This window comes from Planomonospora algeriensis, from assembly GCF_977012225.1.
Genome location: NZ_CDRNDK010000121.1, coordinates 1 through 14,932, shown reverse-complemented (window position 1 = coordinate 14,932; position 14,932 = coordinate 1). Strand labels below are relative to the sequence as shown.

At 72.4% G+C, this 14,932-nt stretch carries 12 protein-coding genes and 1 pseudogene; 2 read left to right on the top strand and 11 right to left on the bottom strand.

The features are described 5' to 3' along the window. Positions 1–354 precede the first annotated feature (354 nt). From tyrS to argC, 10 genes and pseudogenes are all read right to left on the bottom strand, one after another. Positions 355–1,614, bottom strand: coding sequence for a tyrosine--tRNA ligase (tyrS, locus tag ACWJ6R_RS15125; protein WP_449062826.1), 1,260 nt, complete (start codon positions 1,612–1,614; stop codon positions 355–357). Between the two features lie 104 nt (positions 1,615–1,718). Further along, the gene (locus ACWJ6R_RS15120) at positions 1,719–2,375 is read right to left on the bottom strand and encodes a DNA-3-methyladenine glycosylase (RefSeq protein WP_449062828.1); all 657 of its coding nucleotides are present in this window, start codon (positions 2,373–2,375) and stop codon (positions 1,719–1,721) included. 166 nt (positions 2,376–2,541) lie between these two features. Continuing rightward, positions 2,542–3,939 (bottom strand): argininosuccinate lyase, encoded by a 1,398-nt coding sequence (gene argH, locus ACWJ6R_RS15115; protein WP_153054137.1) that lies wholly within the window; start codon positions 3,937–3,939, stop codon positions 2,542–2,544. 61 nt (positions 3,940–4,000) lie between these two features. Continuing rightward, positions 4,001–5,200: an argininosuccinate synthase gene (locus ACWJ6R_RS15110; RefSeq protein ID WP_449062825.1), complete on the bottom strand. Its 1,200-nt coding sequence runs from the start codon at positions 5,198–5,200 to the stop codon at positions 4,001–4,003. A gap of 71 nt (positions 5,201–5,271) precedes the next feature. Next, positions 5,272–5,781 (bottom strand): arginine repressor, encoded by a 510-nt coding sequence (locus ACWJ6R_RS15105; RefSeq protein ID WP_449062824.1) that lies wholly within the window; start codon positions 5,779–5,781, stop codon positions 5,272–5,274. Beyond that, positions 5,778–6,713: an ornithine carbamoyltransferase gene (argF, locus tag ACWJ6R_RS15100; protein WP_449062823.1), complete on the bottom strand. Its 936-nt coding sequence runs from the start codon at positions 6,711–6,713 to the stop codon at positions 5,778–5,780. The genes ACWJ6R_RS15105 and argF overlap by 4 nt, the downstream gene beginning before the upstream one ends. Further along, a complete protein-coding gene (locus ACWJ6R_RS15095) occupies positions 6,710–7,888 on the bottom strand; it encodes an acetylornithine transaminase (protein ID WP_449062822.1) in 1,179 nt (392 codons plus the stop codon). Before ACWJ6R_RS15095 ends, argF begins: the two co-directional genes overlap by 4 nt. Continuing rightward, positions 7,885–8,838, bottom strand: a complete 954-nt coding sequence (argB, locus tag ACWJ6R_RS15090; RefSeq protein WP_449062821.1) for an acetylglutamate kinase — start codon at positions 8,836–8,838, stop codon at positions 7,885–7,887. The genes ACWJ6R_RS15095 and argB overlap by 4 nt, the downstream gene beginning before the upstream one ends. Then, positions 8,835–9,988, bottom strand: a pseudogene (argJ, locus tag ACWJ6R_RS15085) (bifunctional glutamate N-acetyltransferase/amino-acid acetyltransferase ArgJ). The gene argB and the pseudogene argJ overlap by 4 nt, the downstream one beginning before the upstream one ends. After that, positions 9,985–11,028, bottom strand: a complete 1,044-nt coding sequence (gene argC, locus ACWJ6R_RS15080; protein ID WP_449062827.1) for an N-acetyl-gamma-glutamyl-phosphate reductase — start codon at positions 11,026–11,028, stop codon at positions 9,985–9,987. The pseudogene argJ and the gene argC overlap by 4 nt, the downstream one beginning before the upstream one ends. A gap of 249 nt (positions 11,029–11,277) precedes the next feature. On the opposite strand from argC, the gene ACWJ6R_RS15075 reads away from it, so the two are divergent. Together ACWJ6R_RS15075 and ACWJ6R_RS15070 are read left to right on the top strand one after the other, a co-directional pair. After that, positions 11,278–12,939, top strand: a complete 1,662-nt coding sequence (locus ACWJ6R_RS15075) for a class I adenylate-forming enzyme family protein (protein WP_449062820.1) — start codon at positions 11,278–11,280, stop codon at positions 12,937–12,939. A gap of 191 nt (positions 12,940–13,130) precedes the next feature. Further along, positions 13,131–14,393, top strand: a complete 1,263-nt coding sequence (locus tag ACWJ6R_RS15070; protein ID WP_449062819.1) for an MFS transporter — start codon at positions 13,131–13,133, stop codon at positions 14,391–14,393. 32 nt (positions 14,394–14,425) lie between these two features. Here the strand turns inward: ACWJ6R_RS15070 and ACWJ6R_RS15065 are convergent, their stop codons facing one another. Continuing rightward, the gene (locus tag ACWJ6R_RS15065) at positions 14,426–14,671 is read right to left on the bottom strand and encodes a hypothetical protein (protein ID WP_196453480.1); all 246 of its coding nucleotides are present in this window, start codon (positions 14,669–14,671) and stop codon (positions 14,426–14,428) included. Positions 14,672–14,932 lie beyond the last annotated feature (261 nt).

Genomic DNA, 14,932 nt, shown 5'->3' with positions numbered 1-14,932 from the left:
CGATCCCGGTCCGACCGGAACCACCCCGTCTCCGGGGCAACCCCTCTAACTTACCGTGCCATCTGCGCCATGTCCAATCAACCGGTTTTCCGGTGACACGGGCACGACCAGAGGCCGAGGTTCGTTCAGTGGGATTTCCCCGAGGCCCGTCCGCCGATCCGGCGTCCGGCCCGCTCTCGGGACATTGAGAACCATAGGTCGCCTCCGGAGCCTCGTCAAATCCGCAGCGTCCTCCGAATCCGCAGGTCACGAGGACAGAAGAGAGAAACCGTCCCTCATCGCTACCGGAACGTTACCCTCCGAACGACGAACGCCCCGGCCGGAGCCGGGGCGTTCACCGTACGAACCGGAGCGTCAGACGACCTCGACGGCGCCGAACCTCTTGCCGCGGCGCAGCACCAGGTAGCGCCCGTGCAGCAGGTCCGCGGAGGCCGGCACGTAAGCCTCGTCGACGACCTTCAGGTTGTTGAGGTACGCTCCGCCCTCCTTGACGGCACGGCGGGCGGCGGACTTGGACTCCACCAGCCCGCTCCCCGCCAGGAGGTCGACGAACGGGACCCCGAGCGCGGACACCTCCATGCGCGGCACCTCCGCCAGGGCCGCTCCCAGGGTGTGCGCCGGCAGTTCCTCCAGCGAGCCCCGGCCGAACAGCGCCGCCGACGCCGCGATCACCGCGGCGCACTCGTCCGCACCGTGCAGCAGCGTGGTCAGCTCCTCGGCGAGCGCGCGCTGCGCCTCCCGGGCCGCCGGGCGCTCGGCCGCGGCCTTCTCCAGTTCCTCGATCTCCTCGCGGGACCGGAAGCTGTAGATCTTGAGGAACTTCACCACGTCGCGGTCGTCGGCGTTCAGCCAGAACTGGTAGAACGCGTACGGCGAGGTCATCTCCGGGTTGAGCCACACCGCACCGCCGGCGGTCTTGCCGAACTTGGTGCCGTCCGCCTTGGTGATCAGCGGAACCGTCAGCGCGTGCACGTGGCCGCCGGTCACCCGGCGGACGAGGTCGGTGCCCGCGGTGATGTTGCCCCACTGGTCGCTGCCGCCGATCTGCAGTGCGCAGCCGTGCCGGCGGTACAGCTCCAGGTAGTCGTTGGCCTGCAGGATCTGGTAGCTGAACTCGGTGTAGCTGAGTCCCTCGCCGCCCAGCCGGGCGGACACCGACTCCCGGGCGAGCATGCGGTTCACCGGGAAGTGCTTGCCGACGTCGCGCAGGAAGTCGATGGCGGACATGCCCGCGGTCCAGTCGAGGTTGCTGACGAGGATCCCGCGCGTCTCGTCGGAGAAGTCGAGGAACCTCTCCACCTGGACCCGGATGCGCGCCACCCACTCGGCGACGACGTCGGAGGAGTTGAGCGAGCGCTCCGTGCTGCGCCCGCTCGGGTCGCCGATCAGACCCGTCGCACCGCCCACCAGGCCGATGGCCCGGTGACCCGCCTTCTGCAGCCGGGCCAGGGTCAGCAGCGGGACCAGGTTGCCGACGTGGAGCGAGGGCGCGGTCGGGTCGAAGCCGCAATAGACCGTGATCGGACCCTCGGCCATCGCCGCCCTCAGGGCGTCGATGTCGGTGGACTGCGCGATCAGGCCGCGCCAGGCGAGGTCATCCAGAATGTCGGTCACGATCCTTGCTTTCATGCTCGTTGGGTCATTCACGGCTTCGCCTACAGCCTGCCCGATCCCGGCACCGTTGCGCCACTCGAAACCACCGGGCCGGCCGGGACGCCTCACCGGGTCCCGCTCCCCGCCGGGTCGGCGGTGTCCCGGCGACGGCGCGGGACGTGCGCCCGGTACGGCGAGACGGTGGGGTCCCCGTCGATCCAGAAGCGCCAGGGCGTCTCCTTTCCCGACGACACCCCGGTGCGCGGACCCGACCGGATCAGGCCGGGTCCGGGCGGGTCACCTTCGAGTACGGCGAGCCGCCCGGAGGGTCCCGGCGGCCCGGTGGAGCAGGCGTCGAGCCCGTTGTGCTCGCGGCCGAAGCCGAGAGCCACCGCCAACCGAGCGGGCCCCCGGGCGAGGTCGCGTCCGGAGACGGCCCGGCCCGTGCCAGCGCCTCGGCGGGCCAGCGCCTCCCCCGCCCCGGAGATCACCTCACCGGCCCGCAGCAGCACGCCCGATCCCATGCCCTCGGGGAGGCAGACGAGATTGGCGCAGAAGTGCATGCCGTACGTGAAGTAGACGTACAGGTGGCCGGGCGGGCCGAACATCACCGCGTTGCGCGGGGTCAGGCCGCGGTAGGTGTGGGCCGCCGGGTCCTGTCCCGGCAGGCCGTACGCCTCGACCTCGGTCAGGCGCAGCGCGACCGGCCCGTGCACGAGCACCCGGCCCAGCAGGTCCGGGGCGACCTCGTGCGCGGGCCGGTCGAAGAAGTCCCGGGACAGCGGCGCGGATCCGGCGGGCGGACGCCCCCCGGACGCATCGGACGCATCGGGGGCGTCCGCCGTACCGGATACGCCGGACGCGTCCGTCCCGTCGGAGGCGTCGGCGGCCGGGCCGGTGGTCCCGGCGAGCGGACGCCCGCCGGGACGCCGGCTCCGCCGGGGGCCGTCAGTCTCCGATCGCCCATGCTGCCTGGGCGTCGACGGCCTCGCGCAGGGCGATGAGCTGGTCGCGGACCCGGTCGGGGGCCGTGCCGCCGTGGGCCTTGCGGGCCGCCAGCGCGCCCGGGACCGACAGCACCTCGCGCGAGTCGGGCGTGAAGTGCGGCGAGACCTTGGCGAGCTCCTCGTCGGTGAGCTCGTCGAGGTCCTTGTCGTTCACCTGGCACCAGACGACCAGGTGACCGACCGCCTCGTGCGCCTCGCGGAACGGCACGCCCCGGCGGACCAGCAGTTCGGCCAGGTCGGTGGCGAGGGCGAACCCGTCGGGCGCCGAGGCCTCCAGCTTGGCGGTGTTGACCCGCATGGTGGCGACCAGCCCGGCCATGGCGGGCAGGACGAGCAGCAGGGTGTCCACGGAGTCGAAGACCGGCTCCTTGTCCTCCTGCAGGTCCCGGTTGTAGGTCAGCGGCAGGCCCTTGAGCGTCGTCAGCATCGACATCAGGTTGCCGATGAGGCGGCCGCTCTTGCCCCGGGCGAGCTCGGCGACGTCCGGGTTCTTCTTCTGCGGCATGATCGACGAGCCGGTGGAGTAGGCGTCGTCCATCTCGATCCAGCGGAACTCCTGCGAGGCCCACAGGACGATCTCCTCGCCCAGCCGCGACAGGTGCGTGCCGATCATCGCCGCGCAGAACAGGAACTCGGCGGCGAAGTCGCGGTCGGCGACCGCGTCCATCGAGTTCGGCGCGGCCGAGTCGAAGCCCAGCTCGGCGGCGACCGCCTGCGGGTCGAGCGGGAGCGACGAGCCGGCCAGCGCGCCGGAGCCGAGCGGGGAGACCGCCGCGCGGCGGTCCCAGTCGCGCAGCCGGTCGATGTCGCGGGCGAAGGCGTGGACGTGCGCGAGCAGCTGGTGGCCGAAGGAGACCGGCTGCGCGTGCTGCAGGTGGGTCATGCCCGGCGCCGCCGTCTCGGCGTGCTCCTCGGCCTGGCTCATCAGCGCGGTCTCCAGCTCGACCAGGCGGGAGACGATGTGCCGGACGTGGTCGCGGAGGTAGAGCCGCAGGTCTGTGGCGACCTGGTCGTTGCGGCTGCGTCCGGCGCGCAGCTTGCCGCCGAGCGTGCCGAGGCGCTCCAGCAGGCCGCGCTCCAGCGCGGTGTGCACGTCCTCGTCGGCCACGGTCGGCCGGAACTCACCGGCCTTGCAGGCCCGCTCCAGGTCGTCCAGAGCGCCGATCATGCGCTCCAGCTCCTCCTCGGTGAGCAGCCCCGCGCGGTGCAGCACCCGCGCGTGCGCCCGCGAGGCGAGCAGGTCGTACGGCACGAGCCGCCAGTCGAAGTGCACGCTCACCGAGAGCCTGGTCAGCGCGTCGGCCGGACCCCCCTCGAACCGGCCACCCCAGAGCCGCATCGGCTTGCCACCATCAGTCACCGTCTTCTCCCTCCCAGTTCAATCCGCGACCATAGCCCAATCAGGATCGGCGGGCGTCCCGGGCGGCCGCGATCTTCGAAGGAAGGCTCCACAACTCGACGAAGCCCTTGGCGAGGGACTGGTCGAAGGTGTCGCCGGTGTCGTAGGTGGCGAGGTTGAAGTCGTACAGCGAGGTCTCGGAGCGCCGACCGGTGACGGTGGCCCGGCCGCCGTGCAGGGTCATCCGGATCTCGCCGGTGACGTGCCGCTGGGCCTCGGCGATGAAGGTGTCGAGGGCCTTCTTGAGCGGGGAGAACCACAGGCCGTCGTAGACGAGTTCGCCCCAGCGCTGGTCCACCGAGCGCTTGAACCGGGCCAGGTCCCGCTCGACGGTGACGTTCTCCAGCTCCATGTGCGCGGTGATCAGCGTGATCGCGCCGGGAGCCTCGTAGACCTCGCGGGACTTGATGCCGACGAGCCTGTCCTCGACCATGTCGAGCCTGCCGACGCCCTGGGCGCCGGCCCGCCGGTTGAGCTCGGAGATGATCTGGAACGGGGTCAGGCGCCGCCCGTCGATCGCCACCGGGACGCCCTCGACGAAGCTGATGATCACTTCGTCGGCCTCGCGCGGCTGGGTGGGGTCGGCGGTGTAGGAGTAGACGTCCTCGGTGGGGCCGTTCCAGATGTCCTCCAGGAAGCCGGTCTCGACGGCGCGGCCCCAGATGTTCTGGTCGATCGAGTACGGGTTCTTCTTGGTGGTCTCGATCGGGAGGTTCTTCTGCTCGGCGTAGGCGATCGCCTTGTCCCGGGTCCACGCGTAGTCGCGGGCGGGGGCGATGACCTTCAGCTCGGGGAAGAGCGCGGCCAGCCCCGCCTCGAAGCGGACCTGGTCGTTGCCCTTGCCGGTGCAGCCGTGTGAGACGTGCGTGCCGCCGAACTCCTTGGCCGCGGCGGCCAGGTGCTTGACGATCAGGGGCCGCGAAAGCGCGGAGACCAGCGGGTAGCGGTCCATGTAGAGGGCGTTGGCCTGCAGGGCTGGCACGCAGAAGTCCGCGGCGAACTCCTCGCGGGCGTCGACGACGACGGACTCGACGGCGCCGCAGTCGATGGCCCGCTTGCGGATGACCTCCATGTCCTCGCCGCCCTGGCCGACGTCGACTGCCACGGCGACGACCTCCGCCCCGGTCTTCTCGGCGAGGAACGGGATGGCGACGGAGGTGTCGAGGCCGCCGGAGAAGGCGAGTACGACCCGGTCAGTCATGATTGTTGCTCTCTTTCGGAAAAAGTCTGCTGGGTGGTTCGGGCGGCGGGGGCGGCCCGCCGGAAGGAGGGCTAGCCGCGTCGGTCGGCGAGGCGCAGCAGGGCTTCGGCGACCGACGCCCCGCCCGCCGGGTCGCGGCTGATCACGAGGATCGTGTCGTCCCCCGCCACGGTGCCGAGGATCGACTCCCAGCCGGCGTGGTCGATGGCGGAGGCGAGGAACTGCGCGGCGCCCGGCGGGGTGCGGACGATCACCAGGTTCGCGGACGCGTCCGCGGCGACGAGGAGCTCCTCGGCGAGGCGGCCGAGCCTGGCCGCCGGGGACTCGCCGCCGTTGCCCAGCCGGTGCAGCGGGATCCGGCCGCCGCCCTCGCCCGGCAGGGCGTAGACCAGGGAGCCGTCCTCGGCGCGCAGCTTCAGCGCGCCGAGCTCGTCCAGGTCGCGGGAGAGGGTGGCCTGGGTGACCTCGACCCCGCTCTCGGCCAGGAGCTTGGCGAGCTCCGGCTGGGACCGCACCGCTCGCCGCTGGAGCAGCTCGGCGATGCGCGCCTGGCGGGCCACCTTGGTCATGGGGATGGTCATGCGGGTCCCCGGTTCTGCTCGACCAGCCAGTGCAGGACGGCCTTCTGCGCGTGCTTGCGGTTCTCCGCCTGGTCCCACACGCGGCTGCGGGGGCCGTCGAGGACCTCCGCCGTGATCTCCAGGCCCCGGTAGGCGGGCAGGCAGTGCAGCACGATCGCGTCGTCCGCGGCGGCGGCCATCACCTCGGCGCCGACCTGGTACGGCATGAGCGCCGCGATCCGCTCGTCCTTGCCCTCCTCCTGCCCCATGGAGATCCAGGTGTCGGTAGTGACCACGTGGGCTCCGGCGGCGGCCTCCAGCGGGTCGGCGGTCACGGAGACCCGGGCGCCGGTCGTCTCGCCGATCCCGGCGGCCCGCGCGAGCACCGCCGGGTCGGGCCGGTGGCCCTCGGGCGCGCAGATCCGCACGTCCATCCCGGCGGTGGCTCCGCCGAGCAGGTAGGAGTGGGCCATGTTGTTGGCGCCGTCGCCGTAGTAGGCCAGGGTGAGGCCGGCGGTGCGGCCGAACTCCTCCCGGACGGTCTGCAGGTCGGCGAGGATCTGGCAGGGGTGGAACTCGTCGGTGAGCGCGTTCACCACCGGGACGGAGGAGGCGGAGGCCATGGCCTCGATTCTCTCCTGCCCGAAGGTCCGCCACACGATCGCGCCGACCTGGCGCTCCAGCACCTTGGCGGTGTCCTCGACCGACTCGCCGCGGCCCATCTGGGAGGAGCCGGCGTCGATCACCAGGGGCAGGCCGCCCAGTTCGCCGATGCCGGCGGCGAAGGAGACGCGGGTCCGGGTGGAGTGCTTGTCGAACAGGACGGCGACGGTCTGCGGGCCGGCGAAGGGGCGGTAGCCGTACGGGTCCTTCTTCATCGCCGCGGCCAGGTCGAGGATCTCGGCCTGCTCGGCGGGGAGGAGGTCGTCGTCGCGGAGGAAGTGCCGGGTCATGCGGAGGCCTCGTCAAGGATCGCGGGGAGCGCGGCGGTGAAGGCCGCGGCCTGCTCGGACGTGATGATCAGCGGGGGCGCGAGCCGTACCGCGTCGGGCTGCAGGGCGTTGACCAGGAAGCCGGCGCGCTGCGCGGCCTGCTGGACCTGGGCGGAGCGGTCGGCGGTGAGCACGAGCGCCAGCCACAGGCCCCGGCCGCGCACGCCGCCGAGCAGCGGGTGGCCGGTCGCGGCGAGGCCGGCGGCGAACTCGGCGCCGACCGTGCGGACGTGCTCCAGCAGGCCGTCGGCCTCGATCGTGTCGAGTACGGCGAGCGCGGCGGCGGCGGAGACGGGGTTGCCGCCGAAGGTGGAGCCGTGGTCGCCCTTGGCGAAGATCGTGGCGGCGGGGCCGAAGCCGACGCAGGCGCCGATCGGCAGCCCGCCGCCGAGGCCCTTGGCCAGGGTGAGGAGGTCGGGCAGGACGCCCTCGTGCTGGTGGGCGAACCAGTGCCCGGTCCGGCCGATCGCGGACTGGATCTCGTCGGCCACCAGCAGGGCTCCGGCCGCGGTGCAGATCTCCCGGGCGGCGGCGAAGTAGCCGTCCGGCGGGGGCACCACCCCGGCCTCGCCCTGGGCGGGTTCCAGGAAGACCGCGGCGCACTCGTCGGTGACCGCGTTCTTCAGCGCGTCGGCGTCGCCGTACGGGACGAAGCGGACCTCGACCGGGAAGGGGCCGAACTGGTCGCGGATGGCGGCCTTGCCGGTCAGCGACAGGGCGCCGATGGTCCGGCCGTGGAAGCCGTTCTCGGCGGCCACGAAGTAGGGCCGGCCGTTCGCCTTGCCGTACTTGAGGGCCAGCTTGAAGGCGCACTCGTTGGCCTCGGTGCCGGAGTTGGCGAAGAACACCCGGCCCTGGCCGCCGAGCAGGCCGAGCAGCCGCTCGGCGAGCAGCACCTCGGGCTCGTGCAGGAACAGGTTGCTGGTGTGCGCGATCGTGGCGACCTGCGTGGAGACGGCCTCGACCAGCGCGGGGTGGGCGTGGCCGAGGGAGCTGACCGCGATGCCGCCGATCAGGTCGAGGTAGGCGTTGCCGTCGACGTCCCACACCGTGCAGCCCTCGCCGCGGGCCAGCGCCACGGGGGGCACGCCGTAGTTGGGCATGAACGCCGCTTCGAACCGCTCGCGCAGGCTCATGTGTCGCTCCCGTTCAGTCTGATGGTGGCGGTCAGCCTGCGCTTGACCAGGTTCGGCACGGCCACCGCCGCGGCGGCGTCGGGCACCACCATCGTCCCGACGCCCTGGTCGGTGAAGATCTCCAGCAGGACCGAGTGGGGCACCCGCCCGTCGAGCACGTGGGCCTGGGGCACGCCGCCCTGGACGGCGGCCAGGCAGGCCTCCATCTTGGGCACCATGCCGCTGGACAGGCCGGGCAGGAGCTCGTCCAGTTCCTTGGCGGTGAGCCGGTCGATCACCTCGTCGCTCTCGGGCCAGTTGCGGTAGAGGCCCTCGACGTCGGTGAGGACGACCAGTTTGGAGGCCTGCAGCGCCACGGCGAGCGCGGCGGCGGCGGTGTCGGCGTTGACGTTGTAGACGGTCCCGTCCTCGCCGCGGGCGACCGAGGAGACCACGGGGATGCGGCCGTCGTCCAGCAGCGCCTGCACGGCTCCGGCCTCGACCTTGACGATGTCGCCGACCTGGCCGATGTCCACCGGCTCGCCGTCGACGAAGGCGTGCTTGCGCACGGCGGTGAACAGGTGGGCGTCCTCGCCGGACATGCCGATGGCGAACGGGCCGTGCCGGTTGATCAGGCCGACCACGTCGCGGTTGACCTGGCCGACCAGGACCATGCGGACGACCTGCATGGCCTCGGGGGTGGTGACCCGGAGCCCGGCGGTGAAGGTGGACTCGATGCCCAGCCGGTCGAGGTGGGCGTTGATCTGGGGGCCGCCGCCGTGCACGATGACGGGCTTGAGCCCGGCGTAGCGCAGGAAGACGACGTCGTCGGCGAACTTCTCCCGCAGGTGCTCCTCGGTCATCGCGTTGCCGCCGTACTTGATGACGACGGTCGCGCCGTGGAAGCGGGCCAGCCAGGGCAGCGCCTCGATGAGCGTGGTGGCCTTGGAGAGGGCTTCGGAGGTCCTCATGAGGAGTACGCCGAGTTCTCGTGGACGTAGGCGGCGGTCAGGTCCGTGGTGTGCACGGTCGCCGAGTGCGGTCCGGCCGACAGGTCGACGGTGATCGTCACGTCGCGGGGGCGCAGGTCCACCTTGGAGCGGTCGTCCCCGGCGGCGCCGCCCCGGCAGATCCAGATGCCGTTGATGGCGACGTTGAGCCGCTCGGTGGCGAAGACCGCGTCGGTGGTGCCGACCGCCGAGAGCACCCGGCCCCAGTTGGGGTCCTCACCGTGGATGGCGCACTTGAAGAGATTCGAACGAGCGACGGCACGGCCGACCTTGACCGCGTCGTCCTCGGAGGCGGCGCCGACGACCTCGATGGCGATGGCCTTGGTGGCGCCCTCGGCGTCCACCAGGAGCTGGCGGGCGAGGTCGGCGCAGACGGCGCGGACCAGCTCGGCGAACTCGGCGGGGTCGGGGGTGACGCCGGAGGCGCCGCTGGCCAGCAGCAGCACGGTGTCGTTGGTGGACATGCAGCCGTCGGTGTCGAGCCGGTCGAAGGTGACCCGGGTCGCCTCGCGGAGCACCGCGTCGAGCTGCTCGGCGGCGACCTCGGCGTCGGTGGTGATCACGCAGAGCATGGTGGCCAGGCCCGGGGCGAGCATGCCGGCGCCCTTGGCCATGCCGCCGACCGTGTAGCCGCCGTCGGAGCGCCGGAAGGAGATCTTGGAGACGGTGTCGGTGGTGCGGATGGCGTCGGCGGCGGCCAGGCCGCCGTCCCGGCTGAGCTGGGTGACGGCGGTGTCCACGCCGCCGAGCAGCGCGTCCATCGGGAGGCGCTCGCCGATCAGGCCGGTGGAGCAGACGGCGACCTCTCCGGCGGAGTCGCCCAGCGCCGCGGCGACCTTCTCCGCGGTGGCGTGGGTGTCCTGGAAGCCGAGCGGGCCGGTGCAGGCGTTGGCGCCACCGGAGTTGAGGACGACCGCGTGCACGCGGCCCCCGGACAGGACCTGCGCCGACCAGAGCACGGGGGCGGCCTTCACCCGGTTGGCGGTGAAGACGCCGGCCGCCGCGCGGGACGGGCCGTCGTTGACGATCAGGGCCAGGTCGCGGGCGCGCCGGACTTGATGCCGGCGGCGATGCCCGCGGCCCGGAAGCCGAGGGGGGCGGTCACACTCATGGGGCGACTCCGTTGAGGGGAAGGCCGAGCTCTTCGGACAGGCCGAGCGCGAGGTTGGCGCTCTGGATGGCGCCTCCCGCCGTGCCCTTGGTCAGGTTGTCGATGGCGATGACGGCGACGACGCGTCCGGCGCGCTCGTCCAGGGCGACCTGGAGGGCGGCGGTGTTGGCGCCGAGGGTCATCGAGGTGGCGGGCCACTGCCCCTCGGGCAGCAGCCGCAGGAAGGGTTCGTCCTTGGCGGCGGCCTCGTATGCCTCGCGCAGGGCCCGGGCGGACAGGCCGGGGGCGGCGGGGGCCGTGCAGGTGGCGAGGATGCCGCGGCTCATCGGGGCCAGCATCGGGGTGAAGGAGACCGTCACCGGCCGGCCCGCGACGGCGCCGAGGTTCTGCTCCATCTCGGGGGTGTGCCGGTGGACGCCGCCGACGCCGTAGGCGCTGACCGAGCCCATGACCTCGCTGCCCAGCAGGTTCGGCTTGAGCGACTTGCCCGCTCCGCTGGTGCCCGTGGCGGCGACCACGACCACGTCGGGTGCGGCCAGGCCGGCGGCCAGGGCGGGGAACATCGCCAGGGTGACGGCCGTGGGGTAGCAGCCGGGGACGGCGATCCTGCGCGCCCCCCGGAGCCGCTCGCGCTGGCCGGGCAGCTCGGGCAGGCCGTACGGCCAGGTGCCGGCGTGGGCGCCACCGTAGAAGTGCTCCCAGGCGGCGGGGTCGGCGAGGCGGAAGTCGGCGCCGCAGTCGACGATCAGGGCGTCGTCGCCGAGCCGCTCGGCGATGGCGGCGGACTGGCCGTGCGGGAGGGCGAGGAAGACGAGGTCGTGGCCGGCGAGGGTCTCGGCGGTGGTGTCCAGCAGGATCCGGTCGGCCAGCGGGGCGAGGTGGGGCTGGTGCGCGCCGAGCGCGCTGCCGGCATTGGACCCGGCGGTCAGCGCGCCGATCTCGATCTCGGGGTGGGCGAGCAGCAGGCGCAGGAGCTCGCCCCCGGCATAGCCACTGGCACCGGCGATCGCCGCTCTCATCCCGCTCCCCGCTCTCTGCATGGTCATGCATTGACGCTCATAAGCTTACTAGAAAGAGTATGCATCCTTTGGGATTTCCATGCAAGTGGGCGGATCGCCTCTCCTGGGCTCGATCCAGCGGTCAGGATGGCAGGGAGAGGGACGGGCACCCCGGATGCTCTGCATGAACATGCGGGCCGAGCGACCGGCATGATTTCGGCACTGTTGCCCGTACCTACCGGTCGGTATCGTGACACCTCCGGCCCTTCCACATTCCGGGAGTAGTTACGCATGACTGTCACCCATGACCAGGTCCAGGCCCAGCTCACCGGCCCCGGACAGCTCTTCGAGATGGAAGAGGTCCCCGGCCACGGCGGCACGGTCAGGACCTGGAAGCACGCCCCCGGCCACTTCCGGGCGCTCCTCGAGACGAGCAGGTTCCACGGTGACAAGGTCTTCCTCGTCTACGAGGACGAGCGCATCACCTACGAGGAGCATTTCCGGCGGGCCGCCACGCTGGCGCGCCGCCTGGTGGAGGAGTACGGCGTCGGCAAGGGCGACCGGGTCGCCATCGCCATGCGCAACTACCCCGAATGGGTCGTCTCCTTCTCCGCCGTGCTGGCCGCCGGGGCGATCGCCGTACCGCTCAACGCCTGGTGGACCACGCAGGAGCTGGAGTTCGGGCTGTCGGACTCCGGCGCCAAGGTGCTGATCGCCGACGGCGAGCGCGCCGGGAAGCTGGCCGGGACGGCCGTGCCGATGATCGTGACGCGCGGCGAGGCGCCCGAGGGCACCCGGTCGTTCGCGGACGTGCTGGGCGCGGTCGAGGCGGACGTGACCCTGCCCCCGGTCGAGCTCTCCCCGGAGGACCCCGCCACGATCTTCTACACCTCCGGCACCACCGGCGTCCCCAAGGGCGCGCTCGGCAGCCACCGCAACGTCGGCCAGTCCCCGCTGACCGTGGCCTACAGCCTGCTGCGCGCCGTGGTCAGGGCCGGCAAGGACCCCGCCGAGGCCGCCGGGCAGCGCCGTATCACCCTGCTGACCGTGCCGCTCTTCCACGTCACCGGCTGCTTCGCGGTGATGACCACCACGATGTTCACCGGCGGCGGCCTGGTGCTGATGTACAAGTGGGACGCCGAGCGGGCGCTGGAGCTGATCGAGCGCGAGAAGGTCACCGTCTTCAGCGGCGTGCCCACCAACGTCTGGCAGCTGCTGTCGCACCCGGACCTGGACAAGTACGACGTCTCCAGCCTCACCTCCCTCGGGTACGGCGGCGCGCCCGCCCCGCCCAAGCTGCTGGAGCGCATCACCGAGCAGCTGCCCAGCCGGGCCCCGTCCAACGGCTACGGCATGACCGAGACCACCGCCCTGGCGATCAACAACAGCGGCCAGGACTACGCGGCCAAGCCCGACAGCATCGGCCTGCCGATGCCCGTGGTCGAGGTCAAGATCGCCGACCCGCTCGGCGACGAGCTGCCCGCCGGCGAGGTCGGCGAGCTCTGCCTGCGCGGCCCGAACGTCATCCTGGGCTACTGGAACCGGCCCGAGGCCACCGCGGAGACCTTCGTGGGCGGCTGGCTGCACACCGGCGACCTGGCCCGGGTGGACTCCGACGGGTTCGTCTACATCGTCGACCGGGCCAAGGACATGGTCATCCGCGGCGGGGAGAACGTCTACTGCGCCGAGGTGGAGGCCGCGCTGTTCGAGCACCCGGAGGTGGACGACGCCGCGGTGATCGGCATCCCGCACGACGAGCTCGGCGAGGAGGTCGGCGCGGTGGTGCGGCTGAAGTCCCCCGTGGCCCCCGAGGAGCTCCAGGCGTTCCTGCGCGAGCGCATCGCGGCCTTCAAGGTCCCGGTGCGCTTCTGGATCCGCGAGGCCGAACTGCCCCGCAACCCCGGCGGCAAGATCCTCAAGACCCACCTCCGCAAGGAGGTCCTGGGCTCCTGAGCCGGGCCGCACCGGGCGGGCCGCGGCGCGCTATCGCGCCCGCCCGGTACCCGCCCGGTGCCGATCCGGCGCCTCCCGGCCGCCGGGCCGGCCGAAAATCGGTTTGCCTTCGCACGGCCCGGCACCGAAACTAGCTGTTCGTGCCTGAAAATCCCGATCGCTCTCTCCTCGCGCTCCTCCGCCACCTGCGGATGGACCTGAGCCCCCTGCGCGACTCCCGCGACTTCCGGCTGCTCTTCGGGTCGGGGGTGGTCACGATGTTCGGCACCTTCCTCACCCTCGTCGCGGTCCCGCTGCAGATGAAGGAGCTCACCGGCTCCCCTCTGGCGGTCGGCCTGGTCAGCGCGGCCGAGTTCGTGCCCATGGTCGTGTGCGGCCTGTGGGGCGGGGCGATCGCGGACGCCCTGGACCGCCGGAAGATCATCCTCTACACCGAGGCCGGGCTCTGCCTGACGATCCTGATCCTGCTGGTCAACGCCCTGCTGCCGGACCCCCAGGTCTGGGTGCTGTACGTGGTCGGTGCGATGTCGGCGGGCTTCGGCAGCCTGCAGCGCCCCAGTCTCGAGTCGCTGATGCCGCGCGTGGTCCGGCACGACCAGCTGACCGCCGCCGCCGCGCTGAGCAGCTTCCGCTGGAACCTCGGCGCCATCATCGCCCCCGGCCTCAGCGGCCTGATCGCCGCCTCCTACGGCGTCGCCGCCGCCTACGCGATCAACCTGGCCACCTTCCTGGTCTCGCTGGCGCTGCTCTGGCTGGTGAAGGCGCCGCCGCGGGCCGAGGACGCGCCCGCCGCCTCGGTCAGGTCGATGGTCGAGGGCGTGCGCTACGCCGTGGGCCGCCCCGACCTGATGGGCACCTACCTGGTGGACGTCGCCGCGATGGTCTTCGCCTTCTCCACCGCGCTCTACCCGTTCCTCGCCGACCAGGTCGGCAGCCCCGAGGCGCTCGGCCTGTTCTACTCCGCCGCCGCCGTCGGCTCGCTGATCGCCTCGGTCACCTCCGGCTGGACCAACCACGTCCACCGGCACGGCCTGGGCGTGATCGTCGCCGCCCTCGTGTGGGGCGCCGCGGTGGCGCTGGCCGCCGTCATGCCGAACATGTGGGGCATCCTGGCCTTCTTCGCCGTGGCCGGGGCCGCCGACATGATCAGCGGCGTCTTCCGGGCCACCATCTGGAACCAGACCATCCCCGACTCCTACCGGGGCCGGCTGGCCGGGATCGAGCTGCTCTCCTACACCAGCGGCCCGATGCTGGGCAACGCCCGCGCCGGCCTGATGGACCACCTCGGCGGCACCCGCTTCTCGCTCGGCGCCGGCGGCCTGCTCTGCGTGGGTGCCGTCGCGGCCCTGGCCGGGCTCCTGCCGAAGTTCCGCGACTACGACGCCCGCACCGACGAGCACGCCGTCCGCGAGCGCACCCGCCGTGAGGAGCTCGCCCGGGTCTCGAAGCCGTGATCGCCGCGTGGTGGCCCTGACGCGCTCCGGGGTCACTCCGCCTCGCGCCAGCCGCCGTACTCCTCGGCCAGCTCGGTCAGGCGGGCCAGGTCGGCCGAGGACAGGGTCTCGTCGGGGTCCTCGACCACCGCCAGCCACTGCGCGTCCTCGGCGTCGTCCTCCCCCGCCAGGGTCTCCCGCACGACGGCGGGCAGGTCCAGCGCGGGGAACTCCTCCGCCACGGTCTCCGCGACCTCCTCGGCGTCGTCGCGGTCGGCGAACACCAGCAGGTGCCTCATCTCGTTTTCCCTCTTTCGGCCCCGCCGTCCGGCGAAGCGAGTCGCCGGGGCGGCCGCGCGACGTGCCGCCCTGCAATCATGACCGCCGGACCCGCGCACGCGAAGGCCCCGGCGGCGAACTTCTCACCGATCCTCCGGACGCGGCCGTGCACAGGCCCGGCTCGCGGCGCACCCGGTCGCCGCCGCGCGAAGGCCCCGGCTCACACCGCGCCCGGTCACGGCCGCGCGAAGGCCCCGGCTCACACCGTGCCCGGCTCGCCG

What these genes read in the sequence shown, in the direction of transcription:
- argF (WP_449062823.1), bottom strand. Translation starts at nt 6,713, where the DNA reads ATGACCCGGCACTTCCTCCGCGACGACGACCTCCTCCCCGCCGAGCAG.
- ACWJ6R_RS15095 (WP_449062822.1), bottom strand. Translation starts at nt 7,888, where the DNA reads ATGAGCCTGCGCGAGCGGTTCGAAGCGGCGTTCATGCCCAACTACGGC.
- ACWJ6R_RS15105 (WP_449062824.1), bottom strand. Translation starts at nt 5,781, where the DNA reads ATGACCATCCCCATGACCAAGGTGGCCCGCCAGGCGCGCATCGCCGAG.
- ACWJ6R_RS15070 (WP_449062819.1), top strand. Translation starts at nt 13,131, where the DNA reads ATGGACCTGAGCCCCCTGCGCGACTCCCGCGACTTCCGGCTGCTCTTC.
- ACWJ6R_RS15065 (WP_196453480.1), bottom strand. Translation starts at nt 14,671, where the DNA reads ATGAGGCACCTGCTGGTGTTCGCCGACCGCGACGACGCCGAGGAGGTC.
- ACWJ6R_RS15075 (WP_449062820.1), top strand. Translation starts at nt 11,278, where the DNA reads ATGACTGTCACCCATGACCAGGTCCAGGCCCAGCTCACCGGCCCCGGA.
- ACWJ6R_RS15110 (WP_449062825.1), bottom strand. Translation starts at nt 5,200, where the DNA reads ATGACTGACCGGGTCGTACTCGCCTTCTCCGGCGGCCTCGACACCTCC.
- argC (WP_449062827.1), bottom strand. Translation starts at nt 11,028, where the DNA reads ATGCAGAGAGCGGGGAGCGGGATGAGAGCGGCGATCGCCGGTGCCAGT.
- argH (WP_153054137.1), bottom strand. Translation starts at nt 3,939, where the DNA reads ATGCGGCTCTGGGGTGGCCGGTTCGAGGGGGGTCCGGCCGACGCGCTG.
- argB (WP_449062821.1), bottom strand. Translation starts at nt 8,838, where the DNA reads ATGAGGACCTCCGAAGCCCTCTCCAAGGCCACCACGCTCATCGAGGCG.